At 48.6% G+C, this 21,482-nt stretch carries 23 protein-coding genes; 12 read left to right on the forward strand and 11 right to left on the reverse strand.

Features of this window, described 5'->3' with window-relative positions:
• Positions 1-93 precede the first annotated feature (93 nt).
• The 3 genes from gpmM to BIT28_RS07485 are packed head-to-tail and all read left to right on the forward strand — an operon-like array spanning position 94 to position 3,543.
• Positions 94-1,635 (forward strand): 2,3-bisphosphoglycerate-independent phosphoglycerate mutase, encoded by a 1,542-nt coding sequence (gene gpmM / locus BIT28_RS07475; protein WP_075762999.1) that lies wholly within the window; start codon positions 94-96, stop codon positions 1,633-1,635.
• An 8-nt stretch (positions 1,636-1,643) separates the two neighbouring features.
• On the forward strand, positions 1,644-2,801 hold the full coding sequence (locus BIT28_RS07480) for a peptidoglycan DD-metalloendopeptidase family protein (RefSeq protein ID WP_075763000.1): 1,158 nt from the start codon (positions 1,644-1,646) through the stop codon (positions 2,799-2,801).
• Between the two features lie 25 nt (positions 2,802-2,826).
• Positions 2,827-3,543, forward strand: coding sequence for a divergent polysaccharide deacetylase family protein (locus tag BIT28_RS07485; RefSeq protein ID WP_075763001.1), 717 nt, complete (start codon positions 2,827-2,829; stop codon positions 3,541-3,543).
• Positions 3,544-3,627: 84 nt separating this feature from the next.
• Here BIT28_RS07485 and BIT28_RS07490 read toward each other — a convergent pair whose 3' ends face one another.
• Positions 3,628-4,272: a TetR/AcrR family transcriptional regulator gene (locus tag BIT28_RS07490; protein WP_075763002.1), complete on the reverse strand. Its 645-nt coding sequence runs from the start codon at positions 4,270-4,272 to the stop codon at positions 3,628-3,630.
• Positions 4,273-4,388: 116 nt separating this feature from the next.
• On the opposite strand from BIT28_RS07490, the gene rfaD reads away from it, so the two are divergent.
• The 4 genes from rfaD (at position 4,389) to BIT28_RS07510 (ending at position 8,612) form a co-directional block, all read left to right on the forward strand.
• Entirely contained in the window at positions 4,389-5,330 is a 942-nt protein-coding gene (rfaD, locus tag BIT28_RS07495) for an ADP-glyceromanno-heptose 6-epimerase (RefSeq protein ID WP_075763003.1), read from the forward strand.
• A gap of 128 nt (positions 5,331-5,458) precedes the next feature.
• Positions 5,459-6,580: a glycosyltransferase family 4 protein gene (locus BIT28_RS07500; protein ID WP_075763004.1), complete on the forward strand. Its 1,122-nt coding sequence runs from the start codon at positions 5,459-5,461 to the stop codon at positions 6,578-6,580.
• 15 nt (positions 6,581-6,595) lie between these two features.
• A complete protein-coding gene (locus tag BIT28_RS07505; protein ID WP_175577499.1) occupies positions 6,596-7,798 on the forward strand; it encodes an O-antigen ligase family protein in 1,203 nt (400 codons plus the stop codon).
• On the forward strand, positions 7,791-8,612 hold the full coding sequence (locus BIT28_RS07510) for a glycosyltransferase (protein ID WP_075763006.1): 822 nt from the start codon (positions 7,791-7,793) through the stop codon (positions 8,610-8,612). The genes BIT28_RS07505 and BIT28_RS07510 overlap by 8 nt, the downstream gene beginning before the upstream one ends.
• Before the next feature lie 64 nt (positions 8,613-8,676).
• Here BIT28_RS07510 and BIT28_RS07515 read toward each other — a convergent pair whose 3' ends face one another.
• Positions 8,677-9,759, reverse strand: coding sequence for a glycosyltransferase family 9 protein (locus tag BIT28_RS07515; RefSeq protein WP_083651763.1), 1,083 nt, complete (start codon positions 9,757-9,759; stop codon positions 8,677-8,679).
• A 146-nt stretch (positions 9,760-9,905) separates the two neighbouring features.
• Here BIT28_RS07515 and waaF point away from each other — a divergent pair, with 146 nt between their 5' ends.
• Complete coding sequence (gene waaF / locus BIT28_RS07520; RefSeq protein ID WP_075763008.1) at positions 9,906-10,934, forward strand: lipopolysaccharide heptosyltransferase II; 1,029 nt, start codon at positions 9,906-9,908, stop codon at positions 10,932-10,934.
• A 13-nt stretch (positions 10,935-10,947) separates the two neighbouring features.
• A complete protein-coding gene (gene waaA / locus BIT28_RS07525; protein WP_075763009.1) occupies positions 10,948-12,222 on the forward strand; it encodes a lipid IV(A) 3-deoxy-D-manno-octulosonic acid transferase in 1,275 nt (424 codons plus the stop codon).
• A gap of 60 nt (positions 12,223-12,282) precedes the next feature.
• Here the strand turns inward: waaA and BIT28_RS07530 are convergent, their stop codons facing one another.
• Both BIT28_RS07530 and BIT28_RS07535 read right to left on the reverse strand, forming a co-directional pair.
• Positions 12,283-13,080: a glycosyltransferase family 32 protein gene (locus tag BIT28_RS07530; RefSeq protein WP_075763010.1), complete on the reverse strand. Its 798-nt coding sequence runs from the start codon at positions 13,078-13,080 to the stop codon at positions 12,283-12,285.
• 47 nt (positions 13,081-13,127) lie between these two features.
• Positions 13,128-13,838 carry a 3-deoxy-D-manno-octulosonic acid kinase gene (locus tag BIT28_RS07535; protein WP_075763051.1) on the reverse strand — a complete coding sequence of 237 codons (711 nt, stop codon included), beginning with the start codon at positions 13,836-13,838 and terminating at the stop codon, positions 13,128-13,130.
• Between the two features lie 78 nt (positions 13,839-13,916).
• Between BIT28_RS07535 and BIT28_RS07540 the strand changes: the two genes are divergently transcribed.
• Positions 13,917-14,981, forward strand: coding sequence for a glycosyltransferase family 9 protein (locus BIT28_RS07540; RefSeq protein ID WP_075763011.1), 1,065 nt, complete (start codon positions 13,917-13,919; stop codon positions 14,979-14,981).
• Entirely contained in the window at positions 14,978-15,763 is a 786-nt protein-coding gene (locus BIT28_RS07545; protein ID WP_075763012.1) for a glycosyltransferase family 2 protein, read from the forward strand. Before BIT28_RS07540 ends, BIT28_RS07545 begins: the two co-directional genes overlap by 4 nt.
• On the opposite strand, the gene BIT28_RS07550 is transcribed toward BIT28_RS07545, so the two are convergent.
• Entirely contained in the window at positions 15,732-16,763 is a 1,032-nt protein-coding gene (locus BIT28_RS07550; protein WP_075763013.1) for a glycosyltransferase family 9 protein, read from the reverse strand. The two genes, BIT28_RS07545 and BIT28_RS07550, sit on opposite strands and share 32 nt — an antisense overlap.
• Positions 16,764-16,903: 140 nt before the next feature.
• Here BIT28_RS07550 and coaD point away from each other — a divergent pair, with 140 nt between their 5' ends.
• A complete protein-coding gene (gene coaD / locus BIT28_RS07555) occupies positions 16,904-17,401 on the forward strand; it encodes a pantetheine-phosphate adenylyltransferase (protein ID WP_075763014.1) in 498 nt (165 codons plus the stop codon).
• A 69-nt stretch (positions 17,402-17,470) separates the two neighbouring features.
• Here coaD and BIT28_RS07560 read toward each other — a convergent pair whose 3' ends face one another.
• From BIT28_RS07560 to radC, 6 genes are all read right to left on the reverse strand, one after another.
• Positions 17,471-18,475, reverse strand: coding sequence for an NAD-dependent epimerase (locus tag BIT28_RS07560; protein ID WP_075763015.1), 1,005 nt, complete (start codon positions 18,473-18,475; stop codon positions 17,471-17,473).
• 137 nt (positions 18,476-18,612) lie between these two features.
• Complete coding sequence (gene mutM / locus BIT28_RS07565; RefSeq protein ID WP_075763016.1) at positions 18,613-19,425, reverse strand: bifunctional DNA-formamidopyrimidine glycosylase/DNA-(apurinic or apyrimidinic site) lyase; 813 nt, start codon at positions 19,423-19,425, stop codon at positions 18,613-18,615.
• Positions 19,426-19,445: 20 nt separating this feature from the next.
• Positions 19,446-19,928, reverse strand: coding sequence for a hypothetical protein (locus BIT28_RS07570; protein ID WP_245823664.1), 483 nt, complete (start codon positions 19,926-19,928; stop codon positions 19,446-19,448).
• Positions 19,929-20,082: 154 nt separating this feature from the next.
• Entirely contained in the window at positions 20,083-20,250 is a 168-nt protein-coding gene (gene rpmG, locus BIT28_RS07575; protein ID WP_004405486.1) for a 50S ribosomal protein L33, read from the reverse strand.
• A gap of 13 nt (positions 20,251-20,263) precedes the next feature.
• The gene (gene rpmB / locus BIT28_RS07580; protein WP_075763017.1) at positions 20,264-20,500 is read right to left on the reverse strand and encodes a 50S ribosomal protein L28; all 237 of its coding nucleotides are present in this window, start codon (positions 20,498-20,500) and stop codon (positions 20,264-20,266) included.
• Positions 20,501-20,672: 172 nt separating this feature from the next.
• Complete coding sequence (radC, locus tag BIT28_RS07585) at positions 20,673-21,347, reverse strand: RadC family protein (RefSeq protein ID WP_075763018.1); 675 nt, start codon at positions 21,345-21,347, stop codon at positions 20,673-20,675.
• Between the last annotated feature and the right edge of the window lie 135 nt (positions 21,348-21,482).

The following is a 21,482-nucleotide window of genomic DNA, read 5'->3' on the forward strand; positions in this document are numbered from 1 at the left end:
ACAACCAGACCAATCACCTTAGATACTTCGCAGATATTTAAGGTAATTGGTCTAAATTACACTCAGATTTCTAACTTTACGAGAGGACAGCATATGTCTGCTAAGAAGCCACTGGCTTTAGTTATCCTGGATGGCTGGGGTTACCGCGAAGACAATTCCGACAACGCAATTGCAAACGCAAACACTCCGGTGATGGACGGCTTGATGGCAAATGAAGCCAACACCCTAATTTCTGCTTCGGGCATGGATGTGGGTCTGCCAGACGGTCAGATGGGTAACTCTGAGGTTGGTCACACCAACATTGGTGCCGGTCGCGTTGTTTATCAGGATCTGACACGCATCACCAAATCTATTGCCGACGGCGACTTCTTCGAAAACGAAGCACTGGTTGCGGCGATGGACAAGGCTATCAATGCCGGCAAAGCTGTTCACATCATGGGCCTGATGTCTCCGGGCGGTGTTCACAGCCATGAAGACCACATTGCAGCAGCTGTTGAAATGGCAGCCAAGCGCGGCGCAGAAAAAATCTACCTGCATTGCTTCCTGGACGGCCGTGATACACCACCACGTAGCGCACAGGCATCACTGGAGCGCTTTGATGCCCTGTTTGCCGAACTAGGCAAAGGCCGTGTGGCGTCACTGGTTGGCCGCTACTACGCAATGGACCGTGACAACAACTGGGACCGTGTTGAAGTCGCCTACGACCTGCTTACTGCAGCGAAAGCCGAGTTCTCAGCGGCATCTGCCGTGGAAGGCCTTGAAGCAGCCTACGCGCGTGATGAAAACGATGAGTTCGTAAAAGCCACTGAAATCCGTGCCGAAGGCCAGGATGTTGCTGCGATGGAAGATGGCGATGCCGTTATCTTCATGAACTACCGTGCTGACCGTGCCCGCCAGATCACCCGTGCCTTCGAGACAGACTTTGCTGGCTTCGAGCGTGCTAAAGTGCCTGCGCTGGCTGATTTCGTGATGCTAACCCAGTACGCTGCTGACATTAACCTGGCTATTGCTTACCCACCAGCAACCCTTGATAACACGCTGGGCGAGTGGCTATCGAAGAAAGGCAAGAAACAGCTGCGTATCTCTGAAACTGAAAAGTACGCGCACGTTACTTTCTTCTTCAACGGCGGTGTCGAAACGGAGTTTGACGGCGAATCTCGCTCGCTAGTCGCTTCACCAAAAGTAGCGACCTATGATCTACAGCCTGAAATGAGTGCACCGGAGCTGACTGAAAAGCTGGTTGCAGCCATCAAGGGCGGTGAATTCGATACTATTATCTGTAACTATCCGAATGGCGACATGGTTGGCCATACCGGTGTTTACGATGCTGCAGTCCAGGCTTGTGAAGCACTGGATAGCTGCATTGGCCAAGTAGTTGAGGCAATCAAAGAAGTTGACGGTCAGTTGCTGATCACTGCCGACCACGGTAACGCCGAAATGATGATTAACCCTGAAACCGGTGGTATCCACACTGCGCACACCAACCTGCCAGTACCGCTTGTTTACGTCGGTGACAAGTCTCTTGCCCTGAAAGAAGGCGGTAAACTGTCTGATCTTGCACCAACTATGCTGGCGCTAACAGATATGGAAATCCCTGCAGAGATGACTGGTCAGGTGCTGTTTGATCTGAAATAATCTCCCTCATGCGGGATAAGATCAAACACCTAGGCAACATCCTCCGCGCCAGTGCATTATGCACTGGCGCTTTGTTATGTCTGACATTTTCACAACCAAGCCTGGCAAGCAACCAGAACCAGCTCGAAGGCGTCAAAAAGGAAATCTCACGCCAGCAGGATCAGCTAAGCACCAAGCAAAAAAAAATCAATACGCTGCAACAATCCCTAAAACAGCAGGAGCTTGCTATCGCAGCAACGGCCCAAAAAATCCACAAGGCCGATAATCAGCTCAAGCAGCTCGACCGCTCTATCAGTAAGCTTCAGCAAGAACAGCAACGCCTTCAGCAACAACAGCTCGGCCAGCAAGAAATGCTGAAAGAGCTGCTCAGCACCCAATACCGCCAGGGAAAAAACAGCCAGCTAGCCTCGTTGCTCAGTGGTGAAGACAGCACCGAGCTTGACCGAATGTCGATCTATGCCGAACGCCTCAGTGAAGCGCGCGCCAAGACACTGGATGAACTCGCCGCAACCACGACAGAGCTACAGCTGAAGGCACACCAGCTGACCCAGCAGCGTCAGCAGCAAAAAACATTGCTGACCCAGCTCAAAACCGAGAAAAGTACGCTGGAGAACGAGCAACGACAACGCCATAAAACAGTGCGTACTATCAGGGGCCAGCTAAAATCAGACTCTCAGTACCTGTCCGAGCTCAAGAGCAACGAACAGCGCCTGGTCAAAGAGATCGCCAAGGCCAAAGCGGCTGCCGAGGCAGCAAGACGCGTACCGATGGACGGGCTGGCAAGACACAAAGGCAAGCTGCCGTGGCCGGTCACAGGCGCAATCCTTCATCATTACGACACTCCTCAACAAGGCGAACTGCGCTGGAAGGGTATGGTGATCGGAAAAGCAACAGGCAGCCAGGTCAAGGCCGTGTATTCCGGCAAAATTGTATTTGCCGACTGGTTACGCGGATATGGCCTAATGCTGGTTATCGACCATGGCAAAGGCGATATGAGCTTCTACGGTTACAACCAGACCTTGCTCAAAAAAGTCGGTGATGTGGTACAGGCCAACGAAGCCATTGCACTTGTCGGTGACAGCGGCGGACAGGAACGTTCGGGACTATATTTTGAAATCCGCCGTAAAGGCAATCCCACTAACCCCAAAGGCTGGCTGAAAAGATAAGCTTGTACCGATAAGGACACCTGACATGCGATGGATTGCACTCTGGTTTTCTCTGCTCTTCAGCTTGGCGCTGCCAGGACACAGCCTCGCAGCCAAACTCGCCATAGTCATTGATGACTTGGGTTACCGGGCCATGCCTGCTGCACTGTCGACCCTGCCGCCGGAAGTCAGTATCTCTATCCTGCCGGACACCCCTTATGATCTTGCCACGGCCAAACAGGCCGGATTGGAGCAGCGTGACACCCTGCTGCACATGCCGATGGAGCCACAACGTACGGCACCGCTGGAGCTGACGACTCTTACCGGGAAAATGTCACAGGCCGAGCTTCAGCAAACCCTGCGCCATGCCCTGAGCCGGGTACCAAATGCCGTCGCCATGAACAATCATATGGGCAGCGCCCTTACCCAGAATACCGAGGCGATGGGCTGGGTCATGGATGTCCTGGGAGAGCAGGGAGTCAATTTTCTCGACAGCCGAACAACGGCAAAGTCAATCGCTCTCAAGCAGGCGCGCGCCCAGGGGATCCCTGCATTGCGCCGCCACATCTTTCTCGACCATTACCGTACCCCGCAGTTTGTTCGCCAGCAACTGGCTCAAGCAGTCAGGCGTGCCAAGCGTAACGGTTATGCCGTCGCCATTGGCCACCCCTACCCCGTTACACTGGCCACACTCGAGGAGCAATTGCCGGGGCTTGCTGAACAAGATGTCCAGCTGGTACGTATTTCAGCACTATACCCCTAACTCCCTATAATCAGATCTCAGCGGAAACCTCAAAGAGCGCCCTGACATATCCGTTCAGACATCTCAGAGCCGGGCTATCAGCACTTAGGCATTACGCTTTACCTGCTCGCAGTAGTGCGATTCAAGCAGGATCACCTGCTCTTTTCCTTTAGCCGTAGTCAGCGGCCGCACAATGCTCAGCATCTGCAACACGCCCTGATAGATCACCGCCTTGGTAATTTTTGCCCCTGCAGCCTGGGTGGTCTGGTAACAAATCCAGCTAGAGGCAACTAGCTTCAGGGTGTTGGCCAGGCTAAGCAGTTCATCATCATCAAGATCAAGCAACTCGCTGGCACGGAAGCTATTCATCATCCCCATAATGTTTTGATGCAGCCCTTCTTGCGCGGCCAGGTATTTTTCCTGTAGCTCGGGATCCCTGCGCAGGATATCGGGCAGATTGGCGTAGAAAAAACGATATCGCCACATCAACATAAATACCGCATCGAGATAACCCAATAAATTATCGGCAGTTACGTTAGATTCCCCTTGAGGCTGGAAACGAATACTCAAATCACGGGCGTATTCGTCAAAAATACTGTGTATAATCTCTTCTTTATTGCGAAAATGATAATACAGATTGCCGGGGCTGATCCCCAGATGAGCGGCAATGTGGTTCGTGGTTATGTTTGGCTCACCGCTTTCGTTGAAAAGCTCCAGTGCTGCCTGAATAATTCTGTCGCGGGTCTTCATTTGCTTCTCACTACTTCCGTCGCCCAATGGCAATAGTGTAATGTTATCACAAAGAATATTTATAGCGGTGGCAGTTATGCGGCCGTTGTCCCAATGTATTAAAGACTGGAATAACCATGATTATCGTAACTGGTGGCGCCGGCATGATCGGCAGCAATATCGTAAAGGCTCTGAACGAGCAAGGACGCAACGACATCCTGGTTGTGGATAACCTGAAGGACGGAACCAAGTTTGCCAACCTGGTTGATCTGGATATCGCTGATTACATGGATAAGGAAGACTTCATTACCCAGATCATGGCCGGTGACGAATTTGGTCCGATCGATGCCATTTTTCATGAGGGCGCATGTTCTGCAACCACGGAGTGGGATGGCAAGTACATGATGCTTAACAACTATGAATATTCAAAAGAATTGTTACATTACTGCCTTGAGCGTCAAATCCCGTTCCTATATGCTTCTTCGGCAGCAACATACGGCGGTCGCGATCATGACTTCATCGAAGAGAAGCAGTATGAGGGTGCGCTGAACGTTTACGGCTACTCCAAGCAGCAGTTTGACAACTATGTTCGTCGTCTGTGGCAAGATGCCAAGGAGCATGGCGAAACTCTATCTCAAATCACCGGTTTCCGCTATTTCAACGTCTACGGCCCTCGCGAACAGCATAAAGGCAGCATGGCCTCGGTTGCCTTCCACCTTAATACCCAGATCAACAAAAGTGAAAACCCGAAGCTGTTCGAAGGCTCCGATACATTCAAACGTGACTTTGTCTATGTCGGCGATGTCTGCCAGATGAACCTTTGGTTCTGGGAAAACAACGTCTCGGGTATTTTTAACTGCGGTACCGGCAATGCCGAGTCTTTCCGCGAAGTAGCCAAAGCCGTTATCAAGCATCATGGCAAGGGTGAAATAGAAGAGATCCCTTTCCCTGATCACCTAAAAGGTCGCTACCAAGCCTTTACCCAGGCGGATCTGACCAAAGTACGCGCAGCCGGATACGATAAGCCGTTCAAGTCTGTCGCCGAAGGCGTTGCCGAGTACATGTCGCTAATTAATTAGTAAGCTGACGAGATAAATCCAACAAGGCAAGCTGGGCATACCCAGCTTGCCTTGTTATCTCACTATAAAACAACGGATCTTCAACCGACGAAGCGAGTTGCCTGCCGGCACCCAAAGGTTTTTAAGTAATGTCTAACCAAGCAGTATTGCATATTTGTCTATCCAAGGGTTGGGGGGGATTGGAGATGTACCCAATTCGTACCGGCGGTCAGTTCAGGGAAAAAGGCTGGAAAGTACTTGGACTGTGCCTAAAAGGCACCCGGGTTGCCCAAGGGATGCGAGAGCAAGGCATAGAAACCTACGAAGTTGAATCAAAATTTGCAGTACTGAAGCAGCTTAAGCTTATTCATCAATGGCTTAAGCAAAACGATGTCAACCTGATCCATTGCCACAAATCCGGCGATTTAGTCGTAGCAGCGCTACTGGATACAATATCTTCGTACAGAGTTCTTTTTACCGAACATATGGGGGTCACTCGGCCCAAAAAAGATATTTATCACCGCTGGGTATATAGCCACGTCGATCAGGTACTGTCGATCAGCGAAGCAACCAAAAAGCGCAACCTCAAAGCGCTGCCGGTGCCAGCGAAAAAAATCCAGCGCCTATGGCTGGGGACAGAGATACACCCGGCAATTGACGATCCCAATCATGTCCTGAAGGTTAGAAAAGAACTTGGCATTCCTGACGATGCCATTGTCATCGGGACCGTAGGGCGGTTTAACCACGCTAAAGGGCAAAAAGAGTTACTTAATGCATTCATCGCCTTGGTTAACCAAAACCCCGATCAACCTTTTCACCTCCTGATGGTTGGTGGATTGCAAGCCGATCAGGGCTCTGATATCGAACTGGTAGAAGACATTCAGGCGACAATCAAAGACAGTGGCCTATCTAAACAAATTCACCTTCCCGGCTTTCGGAGCGATACCGAGAATATGCTTGCCGTCATGAACATCGTGGCAATCTTGTCACATAATGAGGCATTCGGGCTCACTGTGATTGAAGCGATGGCAGCAGAAAAGCTAATTCTTGGTGCAAATACCGGCGCAATTCCGGAAATTCTCGGGGAAAACTACCCATTTACGGTTAACCCCCTCAAGGTCAGTGACATTCAACACCAGCTTAATGAAATGAGCATTAACCTCATAGCATTCAGCCCATTAGCGCAACAATTAAAAAGTCGAGCAAAAGAGCTATTTTGCATTGAAGTACATAACGACAACCTAGAACAGATAATGAAGGTAGTTAAATAAGCAATGAGACATATCGTGAATATCAACTTTTTCGAGAAAGCCATCATTGCCTTCTTCGGGGTTTCTGTCTTTACATCAAAAGCCGGGTTGAATATCTCTATTGTTCTACTCTTGCTTCTGTTTATTTACTCATTTTTCAGTAACAAAACATACCGAGCACAAATAGCCAGCAACAAGGTATTTATATTATCAATAGCACTGTATCTAATAGGCCTGGTATCCACCGCTATATACCCATTCAACACAGTTGATACATTATATTTTGCCCGAAAGGCCGCCTTTCTGCTCGCAATCCCCTGTCTCTTCATGCTCAATATGAGCAAAGAAAACAAAGAATTAGCAATAAAATCCCTTTGTGTCGGTTTTATTTTTGCCGCCATATTTGCAGCCTATCAGGCTCTAAACCTTGATTCTTGGCGAGGTCAAAGGATTTCTAGCTTCCTGGATGTCGGCCGCTGGGCCGAAGTTCTCACCTACTTCATCGTTTTTTTGTTACCTCTTACCTTGGACGGCAAAGAAAAAAAGAACCGTCGAGTCGCTTTTTTATGCCTGATTGTTATTGCTTTTATTTGCCTGCTCCTTAGTGGTTCCAGAGGAGGAGTCGTAGCCTCGTTCACTGTCAGCATACTGTACCTAGTCGCATACAAACGAGATATGTTGCTAAAAGTATCCGCTGTAGTAATTGTTATTTTGCCGCTATTAATGTTTATGTTCCCATCGAAAGCGAGTGTGGTACAGGACAGAATTATCAGCATAACCAATACAACAAGTAACGAATCAAACTCGGCACGTCTTAAAATGTGGGAGTCAGGCTCTTTGTTTGCTCTAGAGAAACTGACCAACAACCCAAGCGCTTTCTTCTTCGGCAGTGGCCCGATTAATTTTGAAAAAGAATACACAGCATTCATCAACTCTACTAACGAAAATATAATAGGTCACTATTCAAAGTTTTCCTTTAGAGACACCCATAATGGCATTCTAGATGCGGCTAACAAGCTTGGTATTATCTATGAGTTGTTGTTTTTACTGCTTATTGCCCTGATAGCTAGGAGTATTCTCACGGCAAGTCCAAACATTAAGTATTCAGGCTTATGCGTTATTATGGCCTTTTTCATTATTGGTATATTTTATACCAACCAACTAGAGTATCAGACTATCTGTATGTTCTATTTTATATCTATCGCCCTTCCCCGCCTGCAGGAGAATACGCATGCTTAAAGCCAGCGTTATCATCGCTTTTTATAACAATGTGAAAAGTTTGAAGATGATCTTAACAGCGTTAAATAATCAATATGACGATAACTTTGACGTCGTCATCGCTGACGATGGCTCTAATGATGAAAATGTTAACGAAGTGAAATCGCTAAGTAGCAATTATCTCTTTGATATTCATCATGTCTGGCATGAAGATAAAGGCTTTCGCAAAAACAAGATCCTGAATCAAGCAATAATGAAGGCGACCAATGATTATCTTATCTTTATTGACGGCGACTGTATCCCTCAGGACAATTTTGTCAGCGATCACCTTAGTCAGTCCGAGCCCTGTACCTGCCTAAATGGAAGAAGAGCGGATCTCTCACCCACAGTCAGCGACCAAATAAGGGAAAAGGATCACGCAGAACCTAACAAGCTATTTAAGTCCTACCGCAGTGCAATCCTCAGTGACTACCTGCGAGGAAAGGGAAAAAATATAGAGAAAGGCTTTCGCATTACCCAGCCAACACTATCAGCCTTCCTCAATAGAAAAAATAAAGGATTAGTCGGCTGTAACTTCTCTGCCAACAAGGCGGATTTACTGAGCATAAACGGATTCGATGAAAGGTACGAAGCGCCAGGTATCGGTGAAGATAGCGATATCGACTATCGACTAAGGCTTGCAGGCGTAAAAGTCAAAAACGTATTTTTCATGGCCAACCAAATTCACCTCTATCATGTTGAATTACCTCGCTCTTCTGTCAATGAGGCACTGTTTGATAAGGTCAGGCAAGAGAAAATCGCCTACACACCTTATGGCATCAACAAGTCGGAGTAAGACAAATTAACAAGCATCCGTTCTAATTGTTTCGAGTGAAACAGTTAGAACGGAAGTCTTATAGCTAGCCGAGAGTCTTTTCATCCACCATAAGCTGCTTCACCCCAGCAACAACTTTGTCTATCTCGATACCATTGATATGATTCTCTTTCGAGAAAATCACTTCAAATCTGTCAGATTTCGGTGCCCACTCTTTATAATTGTTCATATCAGGATTATACAAGGCAACCAGTTTTTTATTCAGGCCACTGGCTATATGAATCATTGATGTGTCTACACTGATCACCAAATCAGCCAAGTTAATCAGCGCAATAGCATGATAAATAGAACGGCACGAGTCCAATAGAAAACAAATATCAGCATTTTCCTTTACCAGTGTTTCCACAGTACTCTTCTCTGAAGGCGAAACCGTAAAGGAAATTTTTACACCTAATTCAAGTTTTCTTATTTTATCAATTAATAAAGTTAAGTTTTCCTTTGATAGTTTTCGTGGCGTACCGCTACCAAAGGGGTTAATAATAATAAGCTTATCGCCTTTTAAGTTAGTTTCATCAGCCACATCATCATAACATTTAGGATTATTTGGAATAACATAAGAGTCATCGACATCAGTCACACCATAATATTCAAGCAGGGTTTTATATTTATAGGAAAAGTGCTGATCATCTGTTTTATTTCCGAGCTTAATATTGACCAGATTGACCTCATCATCCAAACCGGCAACCGCTTTTCCATTTAAACGTTTTAAAAAAAACAGATCTTTCATCTTTAATGATTTCGAAAAATGAACAACCAAATCAGCCCCTGCTACTTTATCAGCAAGCTTGGCGATCTCATTGTATGCTGGCCTTTTCTTCGAAATATATACATTATCCACACCAAAGTAAGTGCTATACATATCACTCATTTCAGCCGTTGTAATAACGTCAATAGTTACATTGGGGAAACGACGTTTAAATCCCTTGTAAACAAAAGAAGAAACAATAGAGTCACCGATTTTTGCATCTAGCCGAAAAATAACGATTCTATTTAGTTGACTTGCATCAACTGCATTTGTTTTTTTATTATCGAATAATAAAATGCCAATTCGCCTTCTTATTAAATCGCGGCTAAGGCGTATTTTATCTATTATTTTCCTAACACTCATTCAATCAACCCAAACGTAAATACTACTGATTATTGTACTGACAGAAATATTAAGCCGTATTCTGCCTTTCAGAATATTAGAAAATCATACACAACATATGCTAAGATTGGAAATCCGTGTAGACAAAATCTAATTCCTGGCATGCTATGAAAATTCTGATTATAGGTCCATCCTGGGTGGGCGATATGGTGATGTCCCAAGCATTATATATCAGCTTGAAACAACAACACCCTGATGCATCAATTGACGTCATGGCTCCGGCCTGGTGCCGACCTATTTTGGAACGCATGCCCGAGATCGATAATGCCATCGAGATGCCAATCGGCCACGGTGAGTTCAATCTCAAAGGGCGTTACCAGCTCGGCAAGAAGCTGCGTAAAGCGCAGTACACCCATGCCTATGTGCTTCCCAATTCGGCCAAATCAGCCTTGATACCTTTATTCGCAGGCATTCCGTCTCGTACTGGATGGAAGGGCGAGTCACGGTATGGGCTGCTCAATGATATCCGAACGAACAAAAAAGACTTTGGCCTGATGGTTGAACGCTACTGTGCTCTGGCCTATCAAAAGCAAGATATGGGTGACAGCAGTTGCCTATCCGCTATCCCCCAACCGAAACTACTCGTCGACAGTGCATCACAACAACGCAGTATCGAGCACCTTGCCCTTAATTTAGCCCGTCCGATAATCGGGATGTGCCCGGGTGCCGAGTTTGGTCCGGCCAAACGCTGGCCAGACAAGTATTTTGCGCAAGTTGCCAGCGAAATGATCCAAAAAGGCTATCAGGTATGGCTGTTTGGCTCGAATAAAGACCAAGCTGTCACATCAGATATCCAACAACAAATAGCCCCGGAACTGCGCCAGCACTGCGCAAATCTGGCAGGAAAAACGCAACTGGTTGAAGCCGTCGATCTACTGGCAAGCTGTCACATCGTGATAAGCAATGATTCAGGCTTAATGCATATCGCCGCAGCTGTCGGTACCAAGATTGTCGCTGTGTATGGCTCTACCTCACCGGATTACACACCGCCACTTTCACAGCAGGTAGAAATCGTTCATACCGATATAAGCTGTCGCCCGTGCTTCAAGCGAGAGTGTCCATTCGGCCACTTGAAATGCCTCAATGAGCTGCCTCCGTCACGTGTAATAGAGGCCATCGGCAAGCTTTCTTCATAATAGGTCCACACCCATGATACGTAGCCTGTATTCAATCTTACTGTATCTTGCGACACCATTCTTTCTGAAGAAGTTGTACAAATCGCAGGACGACAAACCGACTTACGGCTCACGCTGGCGTGAGCACTTTGGCCAATGTCCGCCTTTGCAGCACAACAACCCGGTTTGGATACATGCGGTTTCTGTCGGTGAAGTCATCGCGGCTACACAGCTCATCAAAGCGATTCAGCGCGACTTCCCTGAACAACCCATTTTGATCACCACAACCACCAGCACGGGTGCCGCGCAGGCAGAAAAACTCTCGGGGCGTATTGAGCATCGCTACATGCCCCTTGACTTTAGCTGGGCCATAAAAAGCTTCCTTCGTGTGACAAAACCCAAAGCTCTGCTCATTATGGAAACGGAGCTATGGCCAAATACGCTTGCCCAGGCCAAACAGGCCGGACTCCCCGTCTATGTACTTAACGCCCGGCTCTCGGAACGTTCCTGTCAACGATACAAAAAAGTGCAGCCACTCTTTGATATCGTCAAAAACAACCTTGACCACCTTCTGTGCCAGCACAAAGATGATGCAGAGCGTTTTGTGCAACTTGGATTGAGTGAAGACCAGGTTGCCGTTACCGGATCGATAAAGTTTGATATCTCGGTCAGCCAGGAGATACACGACCATGGCAACCAGCTCCGTCATATCCTCGGTCAGCATCGGCCTGTCTGGATTGCAGCCAGTACCCATCGTGGAGAGGATGAACAACTGCTCGACGCCTTTAGCCAAGTCAGAGCGGAAATACCTGATTCACTATTGATCCTAGTGCCCCGCCATCCCGAGCGCTTTGCTGAAGTCGCCGATCTCTGTCGCTCAAGCGGCCTGACGGTTGTTCGCCGTACCGAGGCAACAGATCAGGTACCCGATCAATGCGATATCTATCTGGGTGACACCATGGGGGAGATGTTAGTCATGTTGGCTGCTGCTGATATTGCCTTCATCGGCGGTAGTTTGCTGGGAGATAAAGTCGGCGGGCATAACCTACTTGAACCGGCTGCGATGAGCAAACCCATTATCACCGGCCCCAGCTATTTCAACTTCACGGATATCACCCAGCAGCTCCTCGAGAACAATGGATGTGTGGTTTGCCAGGACAGCAAGGAAATAGCCGCCCAGCTCATAACCTGGTTCAAAGACGAGGTATCACGAGAGGAAACTGGGCAACAAGCTTTGCAGGTGGTGAAACTGAACCAGGGAGCGATTGAAAAAACGGTAAACAACCTCAAGCCTGTGCTTACCCATTAACGAACAATGCTCAGTCCTTTCGCGAAGGACTGAGCATTGTTCCTATATTTCAACAAGTCGTTAATCTTTCGATTCTGTATTCTCGTCCTTGATCAAATCTTTTGGCGCAGTATGTATCCACTTGCCTCTTGGCTTATCAAGGTACTGGAAGTGTTCATTAGTAAAGCTACCCTGAATACAGGTATAGCGGTAGCTTCTAAATTCGACATCCTCTCCTTGTAAGGCATCACTCAGCACTTGCGGCCCGGTTGTCGAGTAGACACCTTGGGATTCGTCCCTGTTCTTGATATTGCGAACAATCAAATCAATTGTTTTTTGATAAATGGGGTTATTAGGCGCCGTTGCCAGAAAAAAATTGGTGATCTGGGTATCTTGCTTATTTGTAATAAACACATGGCGCTTGTCTTGGGTAATTTTTGATAATGGCCAGACGAGGTTGGCATCGATATCAAGATAAACACCGCCTTTCATATTCAAAACGACCAATCGCCACAAATCGGCCTGGGCTGCACCGTCATTGATCCTTTTGTAACACTCGTACACCTCTTGCGACGCATTGTCGCGAATAAACTCCAGTCTTTCTTCCGTACTGACATAGCGATAATCATGATCCAGCGACATCAGGCGATTAAACAGGTAATTGAGATAAACTGGCAGCGTAGACTTGTTAGAGTAATTGGTTTGCCAGATCACCCGTGGAATTTCAGAGTCACTATTTGGCCTTATCTTGGCCTTAGAATATGCCGGTATCGCAAATCGCTTTTTAGGTAATACATAATGAAACGGATATGCAAACAACTTGCATATATTGCCAATCACTTTGCTCAACCGATTAACTACTAGAATTATTGCGTTCATACTTTCTCTTTCTATCACTATTTCACGTCAAATGTCTGTTTTTCAGATTACACTTGGTTTTCTATATAGCCGTTATATAACCAATTCCATTCGCTCTCATCCCACAATATAGAAAAGCGCTTAACTTCTTTTATTAATGAGCGTTGCAACCGATCAAGGTTACCTTGTTTCCATTTATCACCCTTGCTCTGGTAACACTTGTCGAAGTCGATAAGCCAGAATTGCCCCTTATCATCTAATAATATGTTATGTATATTCAGATCGGTGTGACATACCTGCAGGTTATGCATTTTCCTAATTAACTGCCCGATACCTTGCCACTCGCTTTCAGACAGCTTTCTCTGTTGCAACACAGCAACCAAGTCCCTGGCGTTGGCAACCTGCTCGGTGAGAATATCGGCCCGGTATATCAAGCCACACCTTACCGCTCTGGCAGCCACCGGCCTTGGCACTCTGACACCGCCTTCGGCCAAGAGTTGCAATAGTTTGATCTCTTCGGCACAACGGGTCTTTTCCCAGCCGGTAAAGAAATACTGATCTTTCACCAGTTTTCCCAACAAACCACCGCGCCAATAGTGACGCAGAGCCACCGGCAATTGGGGGGTAGAAATAAAGTACGTAGTGCCACGACCGCTGGCCTTTCCGGTAATCGCATCCTGTTGCTGCCAGTAATTAGGATCAAAGCAGCGTTCTGGCTCTGTTTTAAGTAGCGAATCATCAAACCAGATCCGGCTTCCATTAAGTGACAATACTTGCATAATCGTTAAGATGAGTCGTTTTACAATTTTAAATCCCAGCTGCATAATGCAGGTTAATGAGTTCCAGAGCAATTGTATATGGCCCTATTTTCGTCCCCTCCGTCTTCATTATGTGTCCTCCGTCTTTCCGCTATCGGCGATGCGTGTAATACCTGCGCCATGGTTCAGGCGATACAGCGCCAATGGCCCACAACAAAAATTACGTGGATCATGGGCAAGGCGGAAGCGCAGCTGCTGGGTGATTTACCCGGAGTGCGTGTCATTACCTTTGACAAAAAGCAGGGATGGAAAGGTTATACCCAGTTATGGCAACAGCTTCGCGGCGAACGGTTTGATGCATTGTTGCATTTACAAACCGCACTAAGAGCCAGCATTGTCAGCCTGGGGATCCGGGCAAAATACCGTCTCGGTTTCGATAAAACCCGAAGCAGTGATCTGCAAAACTGGTTCATTAATACCCCGGTAATATCACCAGACTCTCCCCATGTGCTCGATGGGTTTATGGCCTTTGCCCAGACCATAGGCATTGAAGATAGCAATCCCCGTTGGGAACTGGAACTCTCTCAGGCAGATCAGGACTGGGCCAAGCAACACTCAGATTCAGCACCAATACTGGTTATCGTGCCAGCTGCCAGCAAAGCATTCAAAAACTGGACTGCCGATGGCTACGCAAAAGTTGCCGAGCATGCGGTCGCCAGGGGAATGAAAGTCATTTTGGCCGGCAGTCCGGCCGAGGTCGAAATACAGCTGGCCAAGCAGGTCTGCAAACTGAGCAGCGTGCCACTGACCAACCTGGTCGGAAAAAGTAGTCTGAAACAAATGCTTGCCTTGTTGGCAGAGGCAAAACTGGTCATTGCACCTGATACCGGCCCGGCCCATATGGCCGTTGCGACCAACACACCGGTTATTGGCCTCTACGCCCATCACAATCCGAAGCGAACCGGTCCCTACCGTTACCTGAATTACGTTGTCAGTGCCTACCAGGAAGCCATTGAGGCAGAAACCGGTAAGCCTTTAAGCCAACTGTCCTGGCGAAGCCGGGTCAAAGATCCTGATGCTATGCAGCGCATTCCTGCCGAAGCCGTTATTACCATGCTCGACAAAGCCCTATCTGATTTTCATACCCTTAAGGAGACACAATGAGTGCCACTAAGCCGACCCTTGCTGTTGCGCTGATCGTCAAAAATGAAGCCGATAACTTACAGGCCTGCCTGGAGTCAGTTTCAGGCTGGGTAGACGAGATTGTTGTACTCGATGCCGGAAGTACTGACAACACCGAGACTATTGCCCGTCAGTACACCGACAAGTTCTTCGTCAATGCCGAATGGCCGGGATTCGGCCCCCAGCGCCGACTGGCTCAGAGCCATGTCGAGTCTGACTACATCTTGTGGCTAGATGCCGACGAACGAGTCACTCCGGAGCTCAAGCAGAACATCATGGATGTGCTCTCATCACCAAAGGACAAGACGGTATACAGTATTCCGCGTCTGAGCTGGGTATTTGGCCGCTATATCCGCCATTGTGGCTGGTATCCGGATCGCGTCAACCGCCTCTATCCGACCAAGCTGACACAGTACAACCAGGATCTGGTGCACGAGAAAGTTGAGCTATCCCCGGAGATAAAAGTACAGCCGCTGCAAGGCGATCTGCTGCACTTCACCTACAACGACTTGCACCACTACCTGGTCAAATCGGCTGGCTATGCCAAAGCCTGGGCTGAACAGCGGGAAAAGCGCGGCAAACGCAGCAGCATCGGCCAGGGCCTGCTGCACGCTATTGGCTGCTTCCTGAAAATGTATGTGCTTAGAGCGGGCTTCCTTGATGGCAAGCAGGGCTTCCTGCTATCGATTCTATCGGCACACTCCACTTTTGTGAAATATGCCGATCTGTGGATCAGGAGCAGTACTGAGCCACCCAAGGCTTAGCGTCTTCCAGCACCGCCTCAATCTCAATCAGTCCCATGTCCGTCTCCTGCTCCTTGCCGGCAGGCGGACAGAATGCCAAGTGACGCCCTGCCGTGTTCAGTGTCTTCCACCGCAACGGGGTTGCTGAGCGCTTGCTCGGGAAGAAACCAATCGTCGGCACATCAAGGGCAGCCGCGATATGCAACGGGCCAGTCGATCCGGCCATAAACAGATCGGCACATGCCAAAGAACGGGTGAAATCTTGCAGGCCGTCATTTGTGTCATAGACATAGGCTGACACCTCTGCCTTGATTAATTCATATAGCGACGCCGCCATCACTTCCTCGCCCGGCCCGGCAGTCAGTACAAATTCACAATGCTGCTGTTTTGCCACGCCTTTAATCAACTCGGCATACTGCGCCAGTGACAGGTTATTAGCCGATCCGCCACTACCGACGTGGATAAAGCACCACGGCTTGCCGCTATCCAGAGCCAGCTGTACGACAAGCTTCTCTTTTTGGGCCGCCAGTACCTCTTCATCAAAAGCCAGATACGGTCCCTGTGGCTCGATGCACTCAATCTGGTTATCCGCCAGGAAGTAGCGGATCAAATCCAGGTTGTATTCAAATTCCGGCTTTTCCGAGCGGGAGCGACGCTGCTTCAGGCGACGGTTGAACAGGAACTGTGCGAGCTTGGTGGCCGGTGCCAGACGGTAGGGGATCCCAGCCTTCCAGAGCAATTTGGCATTATAGCCATTGGAAAACAGGCAGATTGCCGCATCAAACCCTCGTTGCTTGATATCTGAGACCAGCTCAGCCTGCTCTGCCTTGCTCGATTTTGCCGTCGGATCGATCATCACCTCGTCAATCCACGGGCAAAGTCTGGCAACCGGCGCAGTATAGTTAGGAACAAGAGCGGTCACCCGACACTCTGGAAGTGATTGCTTGAGCATCGCAAAGCTGGGCCAGGCCAGCATGAAATCACCAATTTTGTCATTTCGCACAACGAGAACTTTCTTCATAGCACCTTGTTCCAACTAAAACCAATCCGTCCGGATAATACAAGATAGGGAAAAATTAACCATAGCAATTGGCGTGAAAGATGGAGCTGCCAGCTGCTTTTTTGATAGCATAACGTCATCTTTGTATTGAGGATCTCCTTGTGAAGCACAATAAGAATACCCGTGTCATCTATCCCGGCACCTTTGATCCCATCACCAACGGGCACCTTGATCTCATCGAACGCGCTGCTGCGATGTTTGACCATGTCGTCGTCGGCATTGCCTTTAGCCCGAGCAAAAAGCCCCTGTTCGATCTCGAAGAGCGGGTTCGGCTGGCCAAGCGCATTACCCAGCACCTGTCCAATGTCGAGATTGTCGGCTTTTCCGGGCTGCTGGTTGATTTTGCCAAAGAATACCAGGCCAATATCCTGGTTCGGGGACTGCGGGCCGTATCCGATTTTGAATACGAATTCCAGCTCGCCAACATGAACCGCCGCCTGATGCCAGAGCTCGAGACAGTTTTTTTGACTCCGGCGGAAGAGAATTCATTTATCTCCTCGACCATCGTCAAGGAGGTCGCGCTGCACCACGGTGATGTCACCCAGTTTGTCGACCCGGAAATCACCGACGCCCTGCTGGAAAAGCTCCACGGCAAATAATACCAACATAACAAAGGAGGCATTTGCCTCCTTTGTTATCTTTCACCCTATCACCGAACACGGCACCGGCTAATCCAGATAAAACTTCCGATACCAGTCCACAAAGGCCTTCACCCCGTCTCTCACTGATACAGCCGGCTTATAGTCAATGGCCTTGAACAAGTCTTCCGTATCTGCATAGGTAGCGTATACATCGCCCGGCTGCATCGGCATTAAATTTTTTCTGGCTTCGATACCCAATGCTTCTTCCAGCGCCTCGATGAAATCCATCAGCTTCACCGGGCTGCCGTGGCCGATATTGTAGACGCGGTACGGAGCCGAACTGGTTGCCGGGGTGCCAGCCTCAACCGTCCATTCTGGGATCTTTTCCGGGATCACATCCTGAATACGGATAATCCCTTCGACGATATCATCAATATAGGTAAAGTCTCGCCGCATATCACCATGGTTGTAGACATCAATGGGTTCGCCATCAACAATCTTCTTGGTGAACTTAAACAGCGCCATATCCGGCCTGCCCCACGGGCCATAAACAGTAAAGAAGCGCAAACCGGTAGTCGGAATACCGTACAGGTGGGAATAGGTATGAGCCATCAACTCATTGGATTTTTTAGTTGCCGCATAGAGTGAGATAGGATGGTCCACGCTGTCTGTCGTCGCAAACGGCTTCTTCTGATTCAGGCCATACACCGAGCTTGAGGAAGCATATACCAGATGCTGGATATTATGCCGACGGCAGCCTTCAAGTACCGTCAGGTGCCCGACTAAGTTACTGTCAGCATACGCCATCGGATTGTCAATGGAATAACGTACTCCAGCCTGAGCAGCAAGGTGGATCACCCGATCAAAATGATGATCGGCAAACAACCCGACCATCCCGTCACGATCTGCAAGATCAATTTTGATAAAACGAAAAGCCGGGTGACGAATACGATCCAGCCGTGCCTGTTTGAGGTTTATATCGTAATAATCGTTAATATTATCAATACCGATAACCTCATGCCCCTGAGCACAAAGACGCTCCGAAACTGCACTGCCAATAAACCCTGCGGCACCCGTGACAAGATATTTCATACATTCCCTTCCCCGGCAGATATGCCGACACGACACATCATCAATCTATACAATCACCATTGAATCATAGTGATAGACTGACTGTTTCGCTATGGTACCAAGGTATGAATAAAGCCAACCGCTGACAAACACATCAGTTATGTCTGGCAGTCAGAGCAATAGACCGTTGCCCGCTGGCCAATTTTCATCTCGCTCAGTGTTTTGTCACAGCGCGGACATGGCTCGCCGCCCTTACCGTATACCAATAGCTCCTGGGCAAAATAGCCCGGCTTGCCGTCGGCATTTTTGAAGTCTTTCAGGGTCGTTCCGCCCTGCTCGATGGCAAATGCCAGTACGGCTTTCACCTCGGCCACCAAGACTGTCATCCGTTGCAAGGAAATCTTGCCCGCCGCTCTTTTCGGATGGATCCCCGCACTGAACAGGGACTCGTTGGCATAGATGTTCCCGACACCCACCACCACCTGGTTGTCCATCAGAAACTGCTTGATAGCCGTTCGCTTTCCCTGTGCCCTGTCAAACAGGTAATCAGCGCTAAATGCATCACTCAACGGCTCGGGACCGAGCTTGCTCAGCACCGTATGTTCTTCGTCGAGAGGCTGTTGCCACAACCAGGCGCCAAATCGCCGCGGATCGTTATATCTCAGCACCTCACCGCTCGACAGCACCAGATCCACGTGATCATGCTTTTCTGGCGGTACCGAGGCCGGCAGCACCCGCAGGCTCCCCGACATCCCTAAATGGACAATCGCATAGCCGATATCCGTTTCAAGCAGCAGGTATTTCGCCCTCCGGCTGATCCTGCGGATGACCTGGCCTTCAATCTGACGGATCTCTTCAGGCACCGGCCAACGAAGCCTGGGATTGCGGACAATGATTTCGGCCACACGGTGGCCCGTGACATGAGGAGTGATCCCCATTCTGCTGACTTCAACTTCAGGTAATTCAGGCATGATTCAATCCATAGAAACAATCAGTGAGGAAATAAATAAGATTCGTCAACAGAGATCGCCAGCCAGTTGCCCTGCCAGTTCTTTAGCAGCCAAAACTGCGGCAGCTGATAGACAGTTACCCGTACCGGTTCGTCAGCAGAGTGCAGCCATACCTCAACCGTCTCCGGGGCATTCAACTGCGGTTTGAGCTGAGCCATGGTACCGTCGTCGACAAGCGTACCGGTGATCGACTGCCAGTGCTCGACAATCGTCTGGGGAGCCCCCTCAACCAGGGGCTTGGCAGTCCAACGGCCATCCTCTGCGGTGAAGACATGCTGATGCAGGACCAATCGCGAGATGACAGCCTGCTCCGGCAACAAGGCCTGCACTTCCGGCGATGCCTGCGTTGCCTCGGGCTCAAACCGTGCCCGGATCAGCTCGGGAAACTGGATAGCAGCAATAAACAAAACGACGGAAATAATAATAACGTTGTTCCACCCCCGCCGAGACAGCTTAATCCCCATAATTCTTCCTCTGTGTTTCCAATCCGACTTCTCTATGAATATAACACCAAAGCCCGTTACGCACGGTATCGAACAAGTGCGCCAGCCAGTAAATCGCAGGCATAAAAAAACCCAGCATAATGCCGGGTTTTTATCAAAGAACAGAAAAAATCAATTACTTGATTTTAGCTTCTTTGTACATAACGTGCTTGCGAACTACAGGATCAAATTTTTTGATCTCGAATTTGCCTGGCATGTTACGCTTGTTTTTGTCGGTAGTGTAGAAGTGGCCTGTACCAGCAGATGATACTAGACGGATCTTCTCACGAATGCCTTTAGCCATTGTTCAAATCCTCTTAAACGTTCTCGCCGCGAGTACGCATATCTGCAAGAACGGCATCGATGCCTTTCTTATCAATGATACGCATACCTTTCGCAGAAAGGCGTAGTTTAACGAAGCGTTTTTCGCTTTCTACCCAGAAACGATGAGTTTGCAGGTTCGGCAGAAAACGACGCTTGGTGGCATTACGTGCGTGTGAACGGTTGTTACCCGTTACAGGACGCTTACCAGTTACTTGGCATACTCGGGACATTACTGTCTTCTCCAAATCGTTTCAGCTCGATATCTACCGTGGTTAATTCAATGCGAAAAAACTTTTCACATACAACCACAGCTATCAAAGGTCGCGCATTATACTAAGTCAAAACCAGTTGCTCAAGTCCCGAGCAGTCCTTTCTCAACTTTTTGATCGAATTTTGACTATTTTATAGCCAATTTCGTTCAGCGAAAGAAACTATCTCCCCATCGCCAACAACAAAATGATCTAGGATGCGAATATCGACCAAGGCCAGCGCATCGCTGATTCTTCGTGTAATTCGACGGTCTGCCTGACTCGGCTCTGCTACGCCTGACGGGTGATTATGCGCTAAAATGAGCGCGGCTGCATTAAGTTCCAGTGATCTTTTTACAACTTCCCGTGGATAAACGCTTGCAGCATCGATTGTCCCCTCAAAAAGGACCTCGCCGGTCAGCACCCGATGCTGGTTATCCAAAAACAGCACATAAAATGCCTCACGATGTCTGTCCCGCAACTTCTGGCTCAGGTAACGACGTGTATGCGCCGGGCTGGTCAGGGCATCCTCTCTCTTCAGTGTTTCTTCAAAATGCCGGTGACTCATCGCCAATACAGCCTGAAGCAAGGCATACTTCGCCGGTCCCAATCCTTTATGTCGACAAAACTCCTCCTTACTTGCCGCCAACAAGGCCCGTAGCGAACCAAACTGATCCAGCAGCGATGTCGCCAGTTCGATAGCATTCATCCCGGCAATGCCGGTCCGCAGGAAAATAGCCAGCAGCTCGGCATCCGTTAAGGCTTCCGGACCGTGCGACAATAGCTTTTCCCGCGGGCGGGAAGCCGGGGGTAATTGCTTCAAAGACATAAGCCCTCCAATCTATTGCTACAGAAAAGGGCTTTGCAGACATCAAAACAAGAGCCTCATATGGCTTGTGAGAAAACCTTCGCAAAAATATCCTCGGCTTGCATTACACCCCGCCGCCGGTTGTAGCTTGATCTC

Source organism: Photobacterium proteolyticum (assembly GCF_001939735.1).
GTDB lineage: Bacteria > Pseudomonadota > Gammaproteobacteria > Enterobacterales > Vibrionaceae > Photobacterium > Photobacterium proteolyticum.

Coding starts and splice junctions, on each gene's coding strand:
- radC (WP_075763018.1), bottom strand. CDS start 21,347: ATGTCTTTGAAGCAATTACCCCCGGCTTCCCGCCCGCGGGAAAAGCTA.
- waaA (WP_075763009.1), top strand. CDS start 10,948: ATGATACGTAGCCTGTATTCAATCTTACTGTATCTTGCGACACCATTC.
- rfaD (WP_075763003.1), top strand. CDS start 4,389: ATGATTATCGTAACTGGTGGCGCCGGCATGATCGGCAGCAATATCGTA.
- BIT28_RS07500 (WP_075763004.1), top strand. CDS start 5,459: ATGTCTAACCAAGCAGTATTGCATATTTGTCTATCCAAGGGTTGGGGG.
- BIT28_RS07550 (WP_075763013.1), bottom strand. CDS start 16,763: ATGAAGAAAGTTCTCGTTGTGCGAAATGACAAAATTGGTGATTTCATG.
- rpmG (WP_004405486.1), bottom strand. CDS start 20,250: ATGGCTAAAGGCATTCGTGAGAAGATCCGTCTAGTATCATCTGCTGGT.
- waaF (WP_075763008.1), top strand. CDS start 9,906: ATGAAAATTCTGATTATAGGTCCATCCTGGGTGGGCGATATGGTGATG.
- mutM (WP_075763016.1), bottom strand. CDS start 19,425: ATGCCTGAATTACCTGAAGTTGAAGTCAGCAGAATGGGGATCACTCCT.
- BIT28_RS07490 (WP_075763002.1), bottom strand. CDS start 4,272: ATGAAGACCCGCGACAGAATTATTCAGGCAGCACTGGAGCTTTTCAAC.
- BIT28_RS07570 (WP_245823664.1), bottom strand. CDS start 19,928: ATGGGGATTAAGCTGTCTCGGCGGGGGTGGAACAACGTTATTATTATT.
- BIT28_RS07480 (WP_075763000.1), top strand. CDS start 1,644: ATGCGGGATAAGATCAAACACCTAGGCAACATCCTCCGCGCCAGTGCA.
- BIT28_RS07515 (WP_083651763.1), bottom strand. CDS start 9,759: ATGAGTGTTAGGAAAATAATAGATAAAATACGCCTTAGCCGCGATTTA.
- BIT28_RS07540 (WP_075763011.1), top strand. CDS start 13,917: ATGGCCCTATTTTCGTCCCCTCCGTCTTCATTATGTGTCCTCCGTCTT.
- BIT28_RS07485 (WP_075763001.1), top strand. CDS start 2,827: ATGCGATGGATTGCACTCTGGTTTTCTCTGCTCTTCAGCTTGGCGCTG.
- rpmB (WP_075763017.1), bottom strand. CDS start 20,500: ATGTCCCGAGTATGCCAAGTAACTGGTAAGCGTCCTGTAACGGGTAAC.
- BIT28_RS07510 (WP_075763006.1), top strand. CDS start 7,791: ATGCTTAAAGCCAGCGTTATCATCGCTTTTTATAACAATGTGAAAAGT.
- BIT28_RS07545 (WP_075763012.1), top strand. CDS start 14,978: ATGAGTGCCACTAAGCCGACCCTTGCTGTTGCGCTGATCGTCAAAAAT.
- BIT28_RS07530 (WP_075763010.1), bottom strand. CDS start 13,080: ATGAACGCAATAATTCTAGTAGTTAATCGGTTGAGCAAAGTGATTGGC.
- BIT28_RS07535 (WP_075763051.1), bottom strand. CDS start 13,838: ATGCAAGTATTGTCACTTAATGGAAGCCGGATCTGGTTTGATGATTCG.
- BIT28_RS07560 (WP_075763015.1), bottom strand. CDS start 18,475: ATGAAATATCTTGTCACGGGTGCCGCAGGGTTTATTGGCAGTGCAGTT.
- gpmM (WP_075762999.1), top strand. CDS start 94: ATGTCTGCTAAGAAGCCACTGGCTTTAGTTATCCTGGATGGCTGGGGT.